This window comes from Rhizobium giardinii bv. giardinii H152 (assembly GCF_000379605.1).
Classification (GTDB): Bacteria; Pseudomonadota; Alphaproteobacteria; order Rhizobiales; family Rhizobiaceae; genus Pararhizobium; species Pararhizobium giardinii.
This window is the reverse complement of record NZ_KB902713.1, coordinates 60935-78709: the sequence shown is the minus strand read 5'-3', so window position 1 is coordinate 78709 and position 17775 is coordinate 60935. Positions and strand designations below refer to the sequence as shown.

At 58.4% G+C, this 17775-nt stretch carries 14 protein-coding genes and 1 pseudogene; 7 read left to right on the top strand and 8 right to left on the bottom strand.

Annotated features, from left to right (window positions below; translation table 11 throughout):
- The first annotated feature begins 76 nt into the window (after window positions 1-76).
- Genes A3AY_RS0127030 through A3AY_RS0127015 form a run of 4 tightly spaced genes read left to right on the top strand, consistent with a single transcriptional unit; the run spans window position 77 to window position 4587 of the window.
- Window positions 77-964, top strand: coding sequence for an FAD binding domain-containing protein (locus A3AY_RS0127030; RefSeq protein WP_018328803.1), 888 nt, complete (start codon window positions 77-79; stop codon window positions 962-964).
- On the top strand, window positions 957-1436 hold the full coding sequence (locus tag A3AY_RS0127025) for a (2Fe-2S)-binding protein (RefSeq protein ID WP_018328802.1): 480 nt from the start codon (window positions 957-959) through the stop codon (window positions 1434-1436). Before A3AY_RS0127030 ends, A3AY_RS0127025 begins: the two co-directional genes overlap by 8 nt.
- Window positions 1433-2194: an N-acyl homoserine lactonase family protein gene (locus A3AY_RS0127020; RefSeq protein WP_018328801.1), complete on the top strand. Its 762-nt coding sequence runs from the start codon at window positions 1433-1435 to the stop codon at window positions 2192-2194. The genes A3AY_RS0127025 and A3AY_RS0127020 overlap by 4 nt, the downstream gene beginning before the upstream one ends.
- Window positions 2191-4587, top strand: coding sequence for a xanthine dehydrogenase family protein molybdopterin-binding subunit (locus tag A3AY_RS0127015; RefSeq protein WP_018328800.1), 2397 nt, complete (start codon window positions 2191-2193; stop codon window positions 4585-4587). Before A3AY_RS0127020 ends, A3AY_RS0127015 begins: the two co-directional genes overlap by 4 nt.
- Before the next feature lie 43 nt (window positions 4588-4630).
- Here the strand turns inward: A3AY_RS0127015 and A3AY_RS0127010 are convergent, their stop codons facing one another.
- The gene (locus A3AY_RS0127010; RefSeq protein WP_234913092.1) at window positions 4631-5617 is read right to left on the bottom strand and encodes a winged helix-turn-helix transcriptional regulator; all 987 of its coding nucleotides are present in this window, start codon (window positions 5615-5617) and stop codon (window positions 4631-4633) included.
- Between the two features lie 180 nt (window positions 5618-5797).
- Between A3AY_RS0127010 and A3AY_RS0127005 the strand changes: the two genes are divergently transcribed.
- The 3 genes from A3AY_RS0127005 (at window position 5798) to A3AY_RS0126995 (ending at window position 10532) form a co-directional block, all read left to right on the top strand.
- Complete coding sequence (locus A3AY_RS0127005; RefSeq protein WP_018328798.1) at window positions 5798-6421, top strand: nucleotidyltransferase family protein; 624 nt, start codon at window positions 5798-5800, stop codon at window positions 6419-6421.
- A 1221-nt stretch (window positions 6422-7642) separates the two neighbouring features.
- Window positions 7643-9460, top strand: coding sequence for a TRAP transporter large permease (locus A3AY_RS0127000; protein WP_085995069.1), 1818 nt, complete (start codon window positions 7643-7645; stop codon window positions 9458-9460).
- 79 nt (window positions 9461-9539) lie between these two features.
- On the top strand, window positions 9540-10532 hold the full coding sequence (locus A3AY_RS0126995) for a TRAP transporter substrate-binding protein (RefSeq protein WP_018328796.1): 993 nt from the start codon (window positions 9540-9542) through the stop codon (window positions 10530-10532).
- Between the two features lie 247 nt (window positions 10533-10779).
- Here A3AY_RS0126995 and A3AY_RS0126990 read toward each other — a convergent pair whose 3' ends face one another.
- From A3AY_RS0126990 to A3AY_RS41120, 7 genes and pseudogenes are all read right to left on the bottom strand, one after another.
- The gene (locus A3AY_RS0126990; protein WP_018328795.1) at window positions 10780-11334 is read right to left on the bottom strand and encodes a hypothetical protein; all 555 of its coding nucleotides are present in this window, start codon (window positions 11332-11334) and stop codon (window positions 10780-10782) included.
- 124 nt (window positions 11335-11458) lie between these two features.
- Window positions 11459-12130 (bottom strand): prolipoprotein diacylglyceryl transferase, encoded by a 672-nt coding sequence (locus A3AY_RS38305; RefSeq protein ID WP_026203866.1) that lies wholly within the window; start codon window positions 12128-12130, stop codon window positions 11459-11461.
- A gap of 488 nt (window positions 12131-12618) precedes the next feature.
- Window positions 12619-12826: pseudogene (locus A3AY_RS0126980) on the bottom strand (DsbA family protein); the annotation flags it as partial.
- Between the two features lie 58 nt (window positions 12827-12884).
- Entirely contained in the window at window positions 12885-13919 is a 1035-nt protein-coding gene (locus A3AY_RS0126975; RefSeq protein WP_018328793.1) for an LLM class flavin-dependent oxidoreductase, read from the bottom strand.
- Window positions 13920-13931: 12 nt separating this feature from the next.
- Window positions 13932-14876, bottom strand: coding sequence for an ABC transporter substrate-binding protein (locus A3AY_RS0126970; protein WP_026203864.1), 945 nt, complete (start codon window positions 14874-14876; stop codon window positions 13932-13934).
- A 69-nt stretch (window positions 14877-14945) separates the two neighbouring features.
- Window positions 14946-15890, bottom strand: a complete 945-nt coding sequence (locus A3AY_RS0126965) for an ABC transporter substrate-binding protein (protein ID WP_026203863.1) — start codon at window positions 15888-15890, stop codon at window positions 14946-14948.
- 77 nt (window positions 15891-15967) lie between these two features.
- Entirely contained in the window at window positions 15968-17749 is a 1782-nt protein-coding gene (locus tag A3AY_RS41120; RefSeq protein ID WP_018328790.1) for an amino acid ABC transporter permease/ATP-binding protein, read from the bottom strand.
- Window positions 17750-17775 lie beyond the last annotated feature (26 nt).

Below are 17775 nucleotides of genomic sequence, written 5' to 3'. Positions count from 1 at the left end.
CTTCGCGTTGAACCGCCATGCGGGAGGAACAAAACGTGTCGAGGAAGTTAGTTTCGCAGGTGAGGTCGCAGACGACATGAAGCCCGCACAGTTTGACTACATCGCGCCCACCACGATCGATGAGGTTGCCGCAGCGCTTGCGGCAGCTGAGGGAGAGGGCAAGATCATCGCCGGGGGCCAGAGCCTCATGCCGATGATCAATTTTCGGCTGGTAAAACCGACCATCCTCATCGACATCAACCGGGTGGCGGGCCTTGATCGGATCGAACTACACGGAGATCGGGTGAGGATCGGCGCGACAGTACGCCACCACATGACCGCGGCAGACGCGATCATCCGCCAACACTTGCCAATCGTGCATGAGGCGATGCATCACGTCGCTCATATGACCGTACGCAACCGCGGCACGTTCTGCGGCAGCGTCGCGCATGCGGATCCAGCGACCGAGATGCCGATGATGACACGGTTTCTCGGTGGGACGGTCATCGCCTACTCTCAGCGCGGTAGACGCGAAATACCTGCAGCCGAATTTTTTGTCGGATCGCTGGTCAACTCGCTGGAACCGGACGAGTTTGTAATTCGCGTCGAGCTCGACGCGATGAGACCGGATGCCGGATGGGGATTTGAGGAGTTTGCAAAACGCCACGGGGACTTCGCACTCGCTTGCTTTGCGACGACGCTGCATTGTGTAGATGGCATGGCGTCTGACGTTCGCGTTGGCATGATGGGCGTTGGTGAAACCCCGCTGCGGCTTGAAGAGATCGAGGGCATCATCGAGGGGACGGATGTTTCCGAGCCGGTTCTCGATATGGTGGCGGATCGCCTGGCTGGAATCCTCATGCCTAACACGGATATCCATGCCTCTGCAGATTACCGCAGGCATCTCTCGGGCGTTCTCGCCAAACGGGCCCTTCGCGCCGCCTGGAGCCGCGCGAAGACGAAAGGCTTCAAGCATAATGAGTGAGAAGACGATCACCGTCAGCGTCAACGGAGCGTATATGACGCGCACGATCGAAGCACGAACGCTGCTGAGCGACTTCCTGCGCCAGGATCTTTGCCTGACCGGAACCCATATCGGGTGCGAACATGGCGTTTGCGGTGCCTGCACCGTCATTCTCGACGGAAGGAGCGCACGCTCCTGTCTGACGCTTGCAGTGCAGGCAGACGGGAGCGAAATCGAAACCATCGAAGGCCAGGGAAGCGTCGATAAACTCGGACGAATCCAAGAAGCGTTCCGCGAGCATCATGGTCTGCAATGCGGCTTCTGCACGCCAGGTTTCATTATGGCGATCACCGACCTTCTTCGCCACCACCCGCTGGAAACAGATGAGGAGATCAGGGAAGCGCTCTCAGGAAACATCTGTCGCTGTACCGGCTATGAAAACATCGTCAATGCCGTCCGCGAATTGGCCAAGGAGAGAGGACCTCTAGAATGAAGATGCATTTTCTTGAAGGCGGCCGGCTACGCATGCGCCGGTCCATCTACATCCCCGGGGCGCCGAAGGAAGAAGCGATCGAGTTACCGGTTCACGCCACCCTGATGCGCCATCCCCGAGGCAACGTGCTGTTCGATAGCGGATGCAATCCGGAGGCCGCCATCGATCCAGACGCGCGATGGGGTGGATTGAGCAAGGTCATGACCCCGATCTTTTCACCTGAGCAGACGGTCGTTCATCAGTTGAAGACCCTTGCTATCGATCCCGAGGACATAGATGTTGTGATCTGTTCACATCTCCATCCCGATCATTGCGGCTGCAACACATACTTTCGGCGCGCGACGATCCTCTGCCACGAGGCGGAGACGCAGGCCGCAACGGCAAATGGTGCAGAAAATCTTGGCTATCTCCGAGGAGAATGGGACCAGCCGCAGGGTTTCCAGACCTTCAATGCGGAGTATGACGTCTTTGGCGACGGGCGCATCGTGTTACTGCCCATGCCGGGCCATACCCCCGGAATGACCGTCGCCCGTGTCGATTTTGAAAAAGATGGTTCCTTCATACTCGCTTCGGATGCTGCGCCGCTCCAGGACAACATCGACACTGGTATCGCTCCAAAGAATACCTGGAACATTGAGCTGGCTGCAGAGGCACTCGCTCGCCTGAAAGCTCTTCAGGAGCGGGGAGCTACCATCATTTCCGGCCACGACGACACGCAGTGGCAAGGGTTGCGAAAGGGTGTGGAGTTCTACGAATGATCCATCAGGACCACTCCGTCGAGCTGCGGCCCAAACTTGTCGGCAAGCGGGTCAAGCGCACCGAAGATCCACGTCTGCTGACGGGTGTTGGTCAGTATGTCGATGACATGGCGCCGGCCGGGATGTTGCATATCGCATTGCGGCGCTCCGACCAGCCACATGCCCGAATCCTGAACATCGATGTCGGCGATGCGTTCTCGGTGCCCGGCGTCGTCGCGATCTATGACGCGAGCGATCTGGAAGGAGAGATCAAACCGGCCATTCCGGCCTCGCGCATGCCCGGTTACTACGCCACCCCCATATGGCCGCTCGCACGCGGAAAGGTTCGATTTGTAGGCGAGCCGGTCGTCGCCATTGTGGCCGAAAGCCGGTACGCGGCGGAAGACGCGCTTGAACATATCAGTATCAAGTACGAGCCACTGCCCTTCGCTATCAGACAGGTCGATGCGGCCAAGGACGATGCACCCCTCCTGCATGAGGAGGCCGGCACTAACACCATCATCCGCCGCGAGTTCAAGCGTGGCGACGTCGACGCGGCGTTCGAGGATGCAGCCGTCACCGTGAAAGGCAGGTTCCGGATGACGCGCAAGACCGCCGCTGCCATGGAGAACCGGTCCTATCTCGCCGAATGGGACAGCCGGAAACAATCGCTCACGCTTTACACATCCTCCAATATTCCAGGCGTGATCCGCGATGTGCTTTCGGGGTGCCTCGACCTCCCAGGAACACGCATGCGCGTCGTCGCCCCCGATGTGGGAGGCAGCTTCGGCGGCAAGGGGTCGCTCTATGGCGAAGAAATTCTTGTCTGCGCGCTGGCTCGAAAGCTGAAGCGGCCAATCAAGTACATCAGCGATCGGCTGGAAGATCTTTCCGCGACCAGTCAGGCCTTCGACGAACTGATCGAGGCCGAGCTGGCGGTAACCAAGGACGGCATGCTGATCGGTCTGCGTGCAGACGTGATCGGCGATGTCGGAGCCTACTCGATCTACCCGTGGACCGCTGCACTGGAGACGGTGCAGGTCGTCAGCTTCCTGCCCGGGCCTTATCGGATGGAGCATTACCGAGGCCGGATCCAGGGTGTCCTCACACCAAAACCACCAACGGGTCCTTATCGTGGTGTTGGCCGCCCGTCCTCGACCTTCGCGATGGAAAGGCTTATCGAGATGGCGGCGCGCAAGCTCGGCATGGATCCGGTCGAGTTCCGCCGCAAGAACCTCGTTCGGGCCGAAGAATTTCCTTATCGCACTGCTTCCGGTATTATCTGGGACAAGTCAGCCTTCCAGGAATGCCTCCAAGGAGCCTGCGATCATGTGGATTACCCCGCTCTCCTGCGCGAAACAGACAAAGCCAGGAAAGAGGGTCGATGGATCGGAATCGGTCTGGCGAGCTATGCCGAGTTGACCGGCATCGGCTCGCGTATCTCAGTGGCGCCCGGGATGCCGATCAACACAGGAACGGAAACCTCGAAGATCGAAATCGACGCCACCGGCGCGATTACCGCGGCATTCGGCATCTCCTCGCACGGACAGGGGCTTGAGACGACACTGGCGCAAGTCATTGTTGACGAGCTCGGCTGCAAGCTCGAGGATATTGAGATCAAGCATGGAGATAGTTCTCTGGTTCCTATGTCCAGTGGAACCTATGCCAGCCGTTCGGCGGTCCTGGGCGGCGGCGCCGCCACGCTTGCAGCTCGCAATGTGAAAGCCAAGGTCTTGCGCGCTGCCGCCTACCTGATGGAGCAGAGTGTCGAGGACCTCGACATACATGATGGCATCGTTACAAGCAGAAACTCAAACCTGACCATGACAATTAAGGAAATCGCTACTGCGGTCTATACGCAGATGGGGCGTATTCCAAGAGACCAGCGTGAGGATCTTACGGCTTCTGAAACCTACGATCCCTATCTCGGAACCGCCTGCTCCTCGACGCATCTTGCGATGGTCGAGGTCGATCCGGAAACCTACAGCGTGAAAATCCTGCGTTATGTCGTGGCCGAGGATTGCGGCAAGATCATCAATCCGATGATCGTGGACGGACAGGTCCAAGGCGCCGTGGCCCAAGGTATCGGTGCTGCCCTACTTGAGGAAATCGTCCACGACGACCAGGGGCAGGCAGTTGCCGCGAGCTTTGCGGACTATCTGGTCCCTGTTGCCAGTAGCGTTCCCGATATCGGTATCGTCCATATCGAAGCAGATCTGCCGAACAACATCGGCGGCTTTCGCGGCATGGGCGAAGGCGGCACGATCGGCGCGCCGGCGGCGATCGCAAACGCCGTCTCGGACGCGCTTTCTCACCTCGGCGTGTCGGTGGAAACGCTGCCAGTTACGCCGGAGCGCATTTTCCAGATGCTGCGCTCGAAGATACGTCCTCTCGACGCATCACCTCAACCCTGAGCGTCGTTTGATTTCAGAAATGCCTTATCGGACGCCAAATCCTTCAAAGATCAAACGGGTACCTTAGGATGTAGTCGGTGTCCTTGGAGGAGATGGGCTTCTTGCACTCGGAGCAGACCACGATGGCGGAAAAATCCTGCCCGCAGGCCTTATGCCGAAGCCGCATCGGTGGCTTGCCGTCTGCGAGCCACCTGTCTCCCCAGGCCATCATGACGAGCATGGGCTTGTACAGATCGAGGCCCATTTCGGTGAAGCGATACTCGAAGCGCTCGCCTCCGTTATAAGGAACCTTGCGCAATACGCCCGCCTGTACGAGCCGGGCGAGGCGGTCGGCGAGAATGTTAGTCGCAATGCCGAGGTTCTCGCGCATTTCCTCGAACCGTCGAACTCCGAACCAGCCTTCTCGTAGAATGAGGAAGCTCCAACGGTCGCCGATGATCCCAAGCGTCCGCGCGACTGAGCAGGGCCGCACCCTTTCCAAAAGCGTCGAATCCGAGCTTCTGCGAGACGTCGGCCGCGCTTCGACCGGAGCATACCCCGCGCCTGGCCCGTCGCGTGGCGCAACCTCTTTTGCCGTGAAGGGTTCGAGACATTCGCAGCAGACCGTGATGGGATGGCATTCACACCCACAACTTTTATGAATCAGCTTCAGTGGGGGCTCGTTGCCCCCCGTCAGCCACTTGTCGCCGAATTCCATGAGCGACAGCATCGTCGGAAAGAGATCTTTTCCTCGGACGGTTAGGAAATATTGTTGCCCCGGCTCGTTCGGCCGTTTTCCAGTGCTCAGGATGTCATTCGCCACAAGGCTGGACAGTCGAGACGAAAGCGTCTGCCGCGGAATGCCCAAGCGCTGCTGAAATTTGTCGAACCGGCGCACGCCAAAATAGGCTTCTCGAAGTATCAAGAAGTTCCAGGTCTCGAATACAATCTCCATCGTTCGACGAACTGATGATTGTCGCTGCATTAGCAAGGGCTTTTCATTACCGGATGAGGAGGCAATATTCATGGGCATCTTTATGATCTTGTTCATCGGATAGCGACTGGCGACGAGCGCGAATGGGTTGGGTTCACACCACATATATAGGGTATCAGGTCTAATAATGAAAGCTTTCCGCGTCATAAGAAGCGGTTGAATCGGAAACGGACCATTCCTAGTCTCAAGTGATAGAGTAGTGGGCGAGGTAAATGCGCCGTGAGCCTAGGAGGCAATATGGAGAAGATTGCGGACCCTTCAGAGGTGGCTGTTGTGCTGCTCGCCGCAGGACAGGCACGTCGCTTTGGGACCGCCATAGATAGCAAGCTCCTGGCATTGTTCGATGGTATTCCACTTGTCAGGCGAAGTGCCATGCGCGCCTGTGAAAGCATGGCTCGTTCCGTTACTGTTGTCGTCGGTTTTCGAGCTCCGGAGATGATTTCCGCTCTCTCTGGCCTTCCAATCAACATTGCGCACAACCCCGATTTCGCCAGCGGGATGTCGAGTTCTTTGATAACCGGGATGATGACGCCCCAAGTTCGATCAGCGCAAGGAACACTGGTCATGCTGGCCGACATGCCGTCGGTTTCAACGGCTGATTTAAACGCGCTTATTGAGGCTTTCGTTGCTCATGGTGGTCGATCGATTATCGGAGCGACCTGCGGGAACATTCACGGGAATCCCGTTATCTTTCCCAGGTCCCTCATGGGCGAGGTCGCGAGGCTTAAGGGCGATCTGGGTGCAAGAAGTATTATCCGAGCTTCCAATGTGCCCGTCGTCGATTTCGATATCGGCACTTCAGCATTGCACGATGTCGATACAGTGGAAGCATTGATCGCAGCTGGCGGTATCATATCCTGATCCTCAGAGAAAGCGTCGCCGCGCCTCAGCGGCTCGTGCCCAGCCCACTTGGCCTGAGAGAGCGAGATAAGGAGAGACCAACAGCTTGCGAGCGCGAGCGGCTGTTTAAGCGACCGCTATTTCCTGGGAGGCGCGCATATTGGATTGAGTCAAACCGAGGGGCTCAGATGCCGTCGGGCAGATCCGCCGCACTTGGCCGAAATATTCCTGGTATCGACGGCCTGCTAATAATGCCGTGCCTTTGAAAGGCCACTTTCCCTCGCCTAGGGACAAGTGGCGGCTGAACTTTCATCCGGCGTAAGCGACAAGCTGGCGCCGTTCAGCCGGCGTAGCTCCACGGCGTGAGCACGTCGATTTCGGGCCCAGCCAGCCGTGGGTGCGATGCGCTCGAGGCTCCGAGTGAGCTCGGCAAAATCGATCTCATTTTTTGCCATCCGCAGCAACGTGGCGATGATTGCCCCGGTCCTTTCACCTCCGTCCAGCCGCCAAAGAGCGAGTTCTTCGCATCATGCTGATCATTGCATAACAGGAAGAACCAGTCTTTTCGCAGCCGACATTGATTGCGGCGATCGGGTTTCGCGGAAGCGTCGATGGTAGTGTTCGCATGCATCCTGCGCCTGTGCCGGCTCGATGTCGCCACAATTCCGTCCCTAGTCTTTCAAAAGCGGGGAACCTGACGGTGCTTAAGCCCAGGACGTGCGCCGACGATCGGTCGCCGATTTCAAGAATCGGATTGCGGCGCCGCGATGAATAGGATGCGGCTTTGCCCCCGTCGTCAAACGGGACGCCTCGCCGACTCTAAGATCCCCTGACATTTGTGCACACCAGCCAGTGGAACCGCTCGATTTGTTCGGGGGCCATACATTGAGCGGTCGAGGTGACCGATCGATGCCTCGACTGGAGGCCGTGCCCATTCCTGTTCAAGACTTCACCTCAGCCGACAGAAAAAGCGCTTGCCAACATGGGTATGACCTCATACCTTATACCTACGCGTTAGAGGAGCTAGGCGCGAGTTCATTGGAACGCACTTTAGAGGACGGAAGCTGGTCAGCTTCCCGCAGGAAGTAGTGCCTGAACGGCAGTGGGAGGATCGATTTTGACGGATAGACGAATGCGCTGCACACGGACGCAAACGAGCAGGCGTGGCCGAATGGGGAGGCCACTGTGACTGTTCACGGAACCATGGAAGATGACGTTGCAAGGACGTCAAACCTGGCTGCAATGGCACACAGGACTGAGCACGGCTTGGTAAAGTGCCTGGAGATACCAGTAGCACTTCTAGTGCTTTGCGAAATTCTTCTGCTGTTCTCGGCCGTCGTTGCGCGGTACGTATTCCACGTGCCATTGGTTTGGTCGGATGAACTGGCCTCGATCTTGTTCCTCTGGCTTGCCATGTTGGGTTCGGCTGTCGCCTTTCAGCGGCAGGAGCACATGCGCATGACGGCGCTCGTTACTGCATTGAAGGGCGATACGCGCCGCTTCGTGGAATTGGTTTCGGTTGCGGCGGCACTTGCCTTCCTCGTACTGATCCTGCCCGCATCTCTGGAATATGCCATCGAAGAGTCCTATGTTTGGACGCCCGCGATGGATATTCAGAACTCTTGGCGCGCCTCGGCGCTGCCGACGAGCTTCGCCTTGATGCTTGTTTTCGCGGTGTTGCGGCTTCTGCAGAGTTCGAATCTCCGGCTCGCACTCGGCGCGGTTGCAGCCGTAGCATTGGTCTTCTGTTTGTTTTGGGCGCTGAAGCCGGTGCTCGTTGGTCTTGGAAACCTCAATCTTCTCATTTTCTTCGTCGGCGGCGTTGCCGCCTGTGTCTTCGGCGGCGTGCCGATCGCCTTTTCATTTGCGATCGCCACATTCGGCTACCTCATTCTGACGACCAGAACGCCGCCTCTGATCATTGTCGGCAGGATCGATGAGGGTGTCAGCCACCTGATCCTTCTCGCGATCCCCCTGTTTGTGTTTCTCGGGCAACTCATTCAGATGACGGGTATGGCGCGGGCGATGGTTGCTTTCCTAGCCAGCCTACTTGGCCATGTGCGCGGCGGGCTTCACTACGTGCTGGTGGCCGCGATGTACCTCGTGTCAGGGATCTCAGGATCGAAGGCTGCCGACATGGCCGCTATCGCGCCGGTCTTGTTTCCGGAGATGAAGGCGCGCGGCGCAGACGAGGGCGATCTTGTCGCGCTTCTCTCGGCAACGGGTGCTCAGACAGAAACAATCCCGCCTAGCATCGTCTTGATTACGGTGGGATCCGCAACCGGGGTGTCGATCGCAGCACTGTTCACCGGTGGCCTTCTCCCGGGCCTCATTCTGGCGATAACGCTCTGCTTCTTGGTCCGCTGGCGCTGCCGCAATGATGACTCGAGCCAAGTCAAGAGAGCAAGCGGACGGCAGATCAGCAAGCTGCTTCTCGCCGCACTCCCTGCCCTTGCGCTTCCGTTCGTTATCCGCTCAGCCGTCATCGAAGGTGTCGCTACAGCGACAGAAGTTTCGACTATTGGCATTGCTTACTCCGTTGCCGCGGGTCTGGTGTTCTACCGTCAGTTCGACTGGCGCCGGCTCAAGCCGATGCTTGTCGAGACGGCGAGCCTATCCGGTTCGATCCTTTTGATTATTGGTGCGGCCACGGCGATGGCATGGGGCTTGACGCAATCAGGCTTCTCGACAGCTCTGGCTCAAAACCTTTCAACACTTCCGGGCGGTGCGGTCACATTCATGATCGTCTCGATCGTCATATTTATCATCCTTGGCAGTGTGCTCGAAGGGATACCTGCGATCGTCCTGTTCGCGCCCTTGCTCTTTCCGGTTGCCCAACAGTTGGGTATCCATCAGGTGCACTACGCCATGGTCGTCGTGTTGGCGATGGGTATCGGCCTCTTCGCGCCGCCCTTCGGTGTTGGCTACTACGCTGCCTGCGCAATCACCCGGGTCAGCCCCGATGCGGGGATGAAACCGATCGTCGGTTACATCGTCGCCATGGCCATTGGTCTTGCCGTTGTTGCTGCGGTTCCGTGGCTCTCGATTGGCTTCCTGTAGTCCGGCATCAACCAGTCAAAATTTACAGAGTTATTTGGAGGAGAACGCAATGGTAAATCTGACAAGACGCGCATTTACAATGACGACAACGCTGGGTCTCAGCGCCACCGCGCTCGGCTTTTCGATGAAGCGAGCTGCCGCAGCCGAATATTCCCTGAAGTTCGCGTTTAACCTAGCCGAAACCCATCCGATCACCACGCGCGCAAGGGAGGCGGCAACGCGCATCCAGCAGGAGACGAACGGGCGGGTGGAGCTGCAAGTCTACCCGAACAACCAGCTTGGCAGCGACACGGACATGCTATCGCAAGTGAGAGCAGGCGGCATCGATCTGTTCCTGAACTCTGGTATCAATGTACTGTCCACGATGGTACCGGCGGCCTCGATCTACGGTCTCGGCTTCATTTTCCCGGACTATGATACGGTTTGGAAGACGATGGATGGTGAACTCGGTGTCGCTCTGCATAAGCTCATCGAAAAGGTGAATCTCCTCCCGATGGAAAAGATGTGGGACAACGGGTTCCGGCACATCACCACCAGCACGCACCCAGTCAACTCGCCCGTAGATCTCGCCGGTATGAAAATCCGCGTTCCAGTCGGAGCGCTGTGGACCTCCATGTTCCAGACGTTTGGGGCAGCTCCGGCGTCCATTAATTTCAACGAACTCTATTCTGCACTTCAGACGAAGGTCGTCGATGGACAGGAAAATTCGCTGGCCAACATCAAGACCGCAAATATTGTCGAGGTCCAAAAATACTGCGCATTAACCCGGCACATGTGGGACGCATTTTTCTGCGTTGCCAACAAGCGCAACTGGGCAAGCCTGCCGGCGGATGTGCAGGAGGTCGTGAGCCGCAACATCAACCAAGCCGCGCTCGATGAGCGCCAAGATATGGCCAAGTTGTCGGAGGCCCTCAAAGACGTCCTAGCCAAACAGGGCCTTGTATTCAATCAGCCCGACACTGAGGCGTTCAGGCAGAAACTTCGCGACGGCGGCTTCTACACCAGCTGGCGCGAAAAATATGGCGAGGAATTGTGGGCAATTCTCGAGAAGACGGTAGGGAAACTCACGTAGGCCCCTAGAAGGTATATGTTCTCCCAGAGGCCGGCTGTCCGGCCGACTTCCGGGCCTCGTGAAGAACATCACGAGACCCGGCTTTTTTCGTGACTTTGTGGCAATCACGTGCCGCGGGTGGCGCCGGCGGATCATGCTCGTCGCCTTTAACAGAATCGAACCGGCGACACCCTTTTCAAAACTGAGATTGTCACCTGCAATAGGCTTGCAATCGATCCCGACTGAAAGGGCAGGCAGAGCGACATTTTCACCGTTCAAACCGCTTCAGCATATTTCTTAACTGCGCGTTTTGCAGCTTTAGCTTTCTGGCTAGATGACCCCTAAGCACCCTGATCTCTTCATCGAGGTTCATCTCGTCTGCAGTGTGGTTAACCTGGGAAACGTTCTCAATCGCTACCGCTTCTTTGTTGCGACTTCTTTGCTTGCGTGGTGCGACCTCGACAGCTCGCTTGGTGTTCGTAGCACCATGTGCAGCGGTGACGTCGATACCAGGATCGCCGAATAACGCTGGATCGGCGGCCCCCACGACTTTGGGGGCTTCGCGTTCGACCTTATCGCGGCCACCTTTTTCGCCTTCTTCGGGAAGTACAGGCTCCGCGGAAATTGCAGCGGTTTGATCGTGACGAGGTAGCTCCTCGCTTGCCGGTCGGCCAGCGCTATTCACGCTCTCTTCGGCAGGCGGTTTAGTTTGACCGGCAATAGCCGAGGGGTCCGGCGTAACCTCGTTGGTCGAGCCGTTTTCACTCTTTTGTTCGCGTCCCGGTGAGATCAGTCGGGCAAGAAATTTCCATGGAGATGCCATCTATCCGACCTCGCGTTTTACCCCGCAAGCAGGCTGCGAGTTCCAATTCCGGCAACAGCATTCACCGTGGCCAAAATGTATGTCTCGATAAGCATAGCGGCCGGCGATTGACCGGCTGCTTATATCAATCGAGCTTGAGCCGTTTGCGCAGATCAGCATTTTCAGCGCGAAGTTTTTCAGCCAGAAGCTTGCGCAGTCGTTGATTTTCCTCTTCCAACTGCAAGAGATCTGCCATCTCATCGATCGCCGCGATCGGCGCAGCTGAAGCTGTCTGCACAGACTTTGGAGCACGGCGCACAGGTGCCCGTTTGGCGCTCGGCGCAGCTTCGATCACCTTTGCCTTGCCCCCTCTCCCCTTCCCACCACCAGCGCCGGTCAGAGCAGTTGCTGGCTCTGCCGTAGCGTCAGCTGACGTCGTCTCAGGAGCCGCTTTCTTGGCGCGGGGTTTGCTTTGCTTCTTCGGCGCAACGGGCGTCTCGACAACGGTCGGTACATCGGCATTGGTTATCGTATTGCTGTCGTGGGCCATGCTCGTCTCCTCTGTATCTGATGTAGTTGTCGACGTGCCGAGAGGCGGTGTCAACAACGGCTCGGCCTGATCTGGTGCCGGCAAAAACATCTCGCTGTCGGATTTGCCACTCTGAGAGCTACCTGACAGATAAGGCGTTGCCGCTTCCTCGAGATCGCGAGCGACGGACTTTAGATCCATGTTGCCCCAGATCGAGTTCGACTTGGGATAGAGTTTTCGCCTGCCGGTTTTGTACTCGACGGCAAAACTGCGTTGCACTTTTTTCAATATAAGAGGCCTTGGAGAATCCACGGGATGGTTTAGCGATACGTCGCTTCATCACGAATAGCCATTGCCGGACTGCCAGTCTATAGCCACTGTCCTATCCGATCCTCCGCAGAATTCCGGGAGCAGGATTTGTGGCCAACCGAATGCGGTTGAGGCCGCGTGTGGTTTTGCATTTAAACGTAAGATTCTGCCGCCAACAAAATCATATAGTTACGGCCACCCATAATTTGAGACTTGGCATTTAATGTGAGATTCGTCCCCAGGCCTTGCCACTTAACTTGAGATTTCGTTTTCGCAGAGACGCTTTTCCTCTATGGCTTTTGCAAAAATGTATATCTTCCAATGAGTTGCCCATACTGCACCGGCTGTTGTGACTGTCTACCGTCTGCGAGACTCACATTAAATGCCAAATGCGGCCGGAACCGCCGAATTCTCATGTTGAAGTGCCAAACGACATCAGCGCGGTTTTTTAAGGATCAGGCCCTTGCTAGGCGCGCCCAACGTTTCAGGTCGCGCGTCCAATAACTGCGTCGGAGGGCGATTGCGCGAAAAGATGCCGCCATTCTCTTCGACCACGGTGGTGAGGTAGGGCTTGATCTCGACATAATTATTCGCCGCAAGTTCGACGAAAGAGTCGAAGCCGATATAGGACCACGGCGAGCCAATGGAGAAAAAATAGTCAACGATTCTGGTCAATACTTGTCGTTCCTGTGAATCCGGCCTGTGGATCTGGGTTTTTCGCGCAAGCGGCAGTTCACGCCGTGCGCTTTTCTCGCAGCGAACCGTTGGACCAGCCGAGCCTTCGGGCAATGAACGTGGAAAAGTCGTGGAGGATCTGGCGGTATTCCTCATCCTCGAATTCATAAGGAAGCTCGAGCCGCAACTCGCTGACTTGCGAGATGATCGGATCGGCAAGCAGGCGTTCGAGGATTTGCTCCGACGTGCCAACAAGGTCCGCTGGATAGAGTGTGCGGCGTTCGCCCTGGGGCGTCAATGTTCGCTCATGGCGCCCGGCCGCATAGTCGAGATAGCGCTTGCGTGTAATGCTGTCGGCGCTATCGAGAGGGACGATGACGCGGCCGAGCGCAACGCGCTTGTCCGATCCACCAGCCTCCCGGTATGCCTTGAGTTGGCGCGACTGGGCGACATAAAAATCATCCGTGTCCTCACCACTCGTAACATTGCCGATCAGAAGGTTGAACCCGTTTTGCCCTGACCAACGGGCGGACCGTAACGAACCGCCACCGTACCAGATGCGGTCCATCAGCCCTTTGGCATGCGGCTGCAGTCGTGGGCGCTGCGGACCGAAGGGTGTCTTTATGAACGTCGTTTCATCCCCGATCGGCTTGCTCTTCAGGTTGTCGACGAAGCGCAGGACCCTGTCGTGGGAAAAGTCGAAGCTTTCCCAGTCACCGTCGAAGACCAGCGGCGCGATCAGGTCGGCGTGCAGCGGCCGGCCGGCACTCAAGCCGACATTGAGCCGCCCGCGCGACAGCACATCGACCGTCGAGAGGTCTTCCGCCAGACGGTAGGGGCTTTCGTAACCGATCGGAATGACCGCCGTGCCGAGCTCGATGCTGCTGGTCCTCTGGGTCGCGGCGGCCAGGAAGGCGGTGGCTGACGAAATGCCGGGCTCGAGATGCCGCTGGCGGGCCCACGCGCTTTGGAAACCGAGCCCCTCGCCATACTCCAGGAGCTGCAAGGTTTTTTCCAGACCGGACAGCGGATCATGAGCCGGGTAGTTTCCGGGGGTAAGAAAGCCGATATGATGGATGGAAACGCTGCTCATCGTACATGTACCTCAGGATCGCGGCAGGCCAGGCGGATTGGTCTCCGACTGCGGCAGAGCCTCCTCCGACAGGTGCCAGTGGTCGAGGATCCTGCCGTAGACCCCGCTCGTGATCAGGCCGTTGGTGGCGATGGTGAGCGCATCCGCCAGACCGCTGTCCTTCTTCGTGGCGATCGCCACGTCCGAGCGATCCGGCCAACCGGCGCTCAGCGTTCCGACGCGCTTGATGTTGTGATCGCGGGCGGCGATGAAGACGAGCTGTGCATGCGGTTGGACGATGACATCGGCCCGACCGGAAGAGACAGCTAACAGGCTTGCCGCTTCGTCGTCGTAATATTGCAGTTCCAGTGGCTTCAGCCCCGCTGCTACATCCTCGTCGCTCCAGCGCAAAAGGATGCGCTCCTGGTTGGTGCCGGCACCGACGATGAACCGCAGGCCTGCGGCATCCTTCGGCTCCTTGATCGCAGTGATCGGGCTGCCGGACTTGACGAAGAAGCCATGCAATCCCTGGCGATAGGTCGAGAAGTCAAATTTCTCCTTGCGCTGCTCGGTGACGCCGACATTGGAGATGACGGCATCATATTTGCGCGAGGTCAAGCCGAGCGGCCAGTCGATCCAGGCGACCGGAAGCAGTTCAAGCTCAAGCCCGAGGCTATCGGCAATGGCCGACGCGTAATCCGGATCGGCGCCAACCACGGTCTTTGCATCCGTCGCATAGGTTGCAAGCGGCGGTCCGCCCGGGCTGACGGCCACGGTAAATTTGCCCGGCGTCACGAACTTGAAGTCCGGCGAGATCGCGGCAATCGCCGCATCATTCTTTTCGGCCCTCAGTCGCGCCGGTTGCTCAGGGCTGAGGCCGAAAGCAGTGTCGTCGGCGCGCGCAGCGGTCGAGAACAAGGCGAGGGTAGAAACGAGTGCCGCCATCAGGAACGGACGGAAAACCGGTTGGTCGGTCATGGTCGTGATCTCCAGGGAAAAACAAAGGCAGGCAACCCAACGAACCATGTCGGGTTGCCCAACTCGATATCAGGAACCGCTCTTCGGCAGGCCGGCCGGGTTGGTCTGCGACTGGTCGATGCCTTCAGCGTCGAGGCTCCAGCGCTTCAGCACTTCGCCATACTTGCCGCTCTTGATCAGGTCGTTGATCGCGACGGTGACGGTATCGGCAAGGCCTGCGCCCTTTCGGGTGGTGACGGCGATCTCGGCAGTCAGCGGCCAGCCGCCGCTGACGATCCCGACGAGCTTGGTGTCGTGTTTGATCGATGCACCATAGGCCCGTGTCGCATTCGGATTGAACTCGACATCGGCACGGCCCGACTGCAAGGCGAGGTCGCTTGCGGCGCGGTCGTCATAATATTGCACCTCGATCGGCGCGAGGCCGGCCGCGACGTTCTCGCGATCCCATTCCAGAATGATTTTTTCTTGGTTGGTGCCAGCGCCGGTAATGACCTTCAGCCCTGCGACATCCTTGGGCTCCTTGATCTCGGTGATCTTGCTGTCGGCCTTGACGTAGAAGCCCAGCACGTCCTTGCGATAGGTGGAGAAATCGAACTTCTCCTTGCGCTCCTCGGTCACCGTCACGTTGCTGATGACGGCGTCATACTTGCCGGAGGCAACACCCAGCGGCCAGTCGGCCCAGGCGACGGAGACGATTTCCAGCTCGAGGCCGAGCGAATCCGCCAGCAGCGAAGCCAGATCGGGATCGGCGCCGACGATGGTCTTTGCATCGTTTGCGAAGGTGGCGATCGGCGGATCCCAGGCATTGATGGCCACGGTGAACTTGCCAGGTGTCACGAACTTGAAGTCAGGCGAAAGAGCCTTGATCGCCGCTTCGCTCTTTTCGGCCCGGACCCGGTTCGAGGTGTCCGGGCTGAGATCGAACGTATCGGCCGCCTGCGCCGCAACGACCCCAAGTGCCGCGATGGTCACGGCACCTGCCATCAGAAGTTTAGCCGCATGAAGAATAGTCATGTTTCCCGTCTCCTTTTCATCTTTAGGTTGTATCCGTTTATAGTCCCATCTCGTCCGCCCACGCGGCCGGGAATCTGCTAGAGAACCTTGGCGAGGAATTCGCGCGTGCGCGGATGCTCTGGCCGGCTGAAAATCCGTGCCGGCGGGCCGACCTCAAGGATGTGGCCGCCTTCCATGAACACGACCGTATCGGCCACTTCGCGGGCAAATCCGATCTCGTGTGTGACGATGACGAGGGTCGTGCCGGTCCGAGCCAGTTCCTTGATCACGTCGAGCACTTCGCCAACGAGTTCCGGATCGAGTGCTGACGTCGGCTCGTCGAAAAGGAGGACCTTCGGCCTCAGGGCCAGTGCCCGAGCGATGGCGACGCGCTGCTGCTGGCCGCCGGACAATTGGCGCGGATAGGCATCAATCTTGTCCGTCAAACCGACGCGGGCGAGGAGTTCCCGGGCCAGTTCGACGGCGGCGCCGCGGTCTGTCCCCCGGACCTGCATCGGCGCCTCGATGAGATTTTCCAGCACGGTCAGATGCGGGAAGAGATTGAAGTTCTGGAAGACCATGCCGATATCGGCGCGGCGCTTCAGAATGTCTTTTTCCTTCAGCTCATAAAGCGTCTCGCCGCTCTGGCGGTAGCCGACCAGATGACCGTCCACGGCAATGAAGCCACTATCGACACGTTCCAGATGGTTGATCGATCGCAGCAGCGTCGATTTGCCGGAGCCTGAGGGGCCGAGGATCGCGGTGACGCTGCCGGCCGGCAGGTATAGATCGACAGCATCGAGCACCTTCAGGAAGCCGAAGCTTTTGGAAATGCCCTGGACACGCACGGGAGCCCCTGCCCTCAGCAGCGGCGCATCGCTGAAGCCGGCTTTCCGCACGGCCTGCGCCGGCGTGCTCGCGATCTGCGCCTGCAGCGGCCGACGAAAGCGGAACAAGAAGGACTGGAACGGCAGCGGCACCGGATTGCGCACGGCGCCTTTCGAGAAATACCGCTCGATATAGTGCTGCGCGATCGACAGTACCGTCATGATGACGAGATACCAAGCCGTCGCGACCATCAGCAGCGGGATAACTTCGAGATTGCGGCGATAGATGACCTGCACCGTATAGAACAGTTCCGGCAAGGCGAGCACATAGACCATGGACGTGCTTTTCGCGAGGCCGATGATTTCGTTGAAGCCGGTCGGCAGGATCGTGCGCATCGCCTGCGGCAGGACGATGCGGAACACTTGGCGACGGCGCGGAAGGCCTAGCGCCGCAGCGGCTTCAAGTTGACCCTGATCGACGGAGAGGATGCCGCCACGAACGATTTCCGAGAAGAACGCCGACTGGTTGAGCGTAAGGCCGAGGAAGGCGGCGGCAAACGGCGTCAGCAATTGCACCGTTGGATAATCGACGAGCACCGTGCCGGTGAAGGGGACCGCGATCCGGATCGTCTCGTAGAGATAGCCGAGATTGTTAAGAACCAGCAGCAGGACTATCAGCGGGATCGACCGCAGCAACCAGACATAGCCCCAAGAGAGACCGGACAGCAGCGGTGATTTCGATACTCGCGCCAGCGCCAGCGCCGTTCCGAGAACCGATCCCGAGATCGTCGCAAGAGCGGTAAGCAAGAGCGTCCGACCGAGGCCCGCCAGTACCGGTTCGGCGAAGAACCAGTCGGCAAAGACGCTCCATCCCCAACGCGGATTGGTGAATGTCGAATAGAGCACCGCGACGACGACAATGGCTGCGAAAACCGTCCCGACCAGGCGGCCGGGATGGCGCGCCGGCTCGATCCGGTGACGCGAATAGTCCTGGCTGTGCTCCGCTGTCCTGCGGCCGGGCTCGATGCCGGCGAAATCCGTGGTGATTGCCATGACGTTCCCCTTTATGGTTTTGCCGA

Bases quoted from the DNA above. Each gene is read 5' to 3' on its own strand.
- A3AY_RS0127030 (WP_018328803.1), top strand. From the start codon at position 77: ATGAAGCCCGCACAGTTTGACTACATCGCGCCCACCACGATCGATGAG.
- A3AY_RS0127025 (WP_018328802.1), top strand. From the start codon at position 957: ATGAGTGAGAAGACGATCACCGTCAGCGTCAACGGAGCGTATATGACG.
- A3AY_RS0127020 (WP_018328801.1), top strand. From the start codon at position 1,433: ATGAAGATGCATTTTCTTGAAGGCGGCCGGCTACGCATGCGCCGGTCC.
- A3AY_RS0127015 (WP_018328800.1), top strand. From the start codon at position 2,191: ATGATCCATCAGGACCACTCCGTCGAGCTGCGGCCCAAACTTGTCGGC.
- A3AY_RS0127010 (WP_234913092.1), bottom strand. From the start codon at position 5,617: ATGAACAAGATCATAAAGATGCCCATGAATATTGCCTCCTCATCCGGT.
- A3AY_RS0127005 (WP_018328798.1), top strand. From the start codon at position 5,798: ATGGAGAAGATTGCGGACCCTTCAGAGGTGGCTGTTGTGCTGCTCGCC.
- A3AY_RS0127000 (WP_085995069.1), top strand. From the start codon at position 7,643: ATGGCACACAGGACTGAGCACGGCTTGGTAAAGTGCCTGGAGATACCA.
- A3AY_RS0126995 (WP_018328796.1), top strand. From the start codon at position 9,540: ATGACGACAACGCTGGGTCTCAGCGCCACCGCGCTCGGCTTTTCGATG.
- A3AY_RS0126990 (WP_018328795.1), bottom strand. From the start codon at position 11,334: ATGGCATCTCCATGGAAATTTCTTGCCCGACTGATCTCACCGGGACGC.
- A3AY_RS0126975 (WP_018328793.1), bottom strand. From the start codon at position 13,919: ATGAGCAGCGTTTCCATCCATCATATCGGCTTTCTTACCCCCGGAAAC.
- A3AY_RS0126970 (WP_026203864.1), bottom strand. From the start codon at position 14,876: ATGACCGACCAACCGGTTTTCCGTCCGTTCCTGATGGCGGCACTCGTT.
- A3AY_RS0126965 (WP_026203863.1), bottom strand. From the start codon at position 15,890: ATGACTATTCTTCATGCGGCTAAACTTCTGATGGCAGGTGCCGTGACC.
- A3AY_RS41120 (WP_018328790.1), bottom strand. From the start codon at position 17,749: ATGGCAATCACCACGGATTTCGCCGGCATCGAGCCCGGCCGCAGGACA.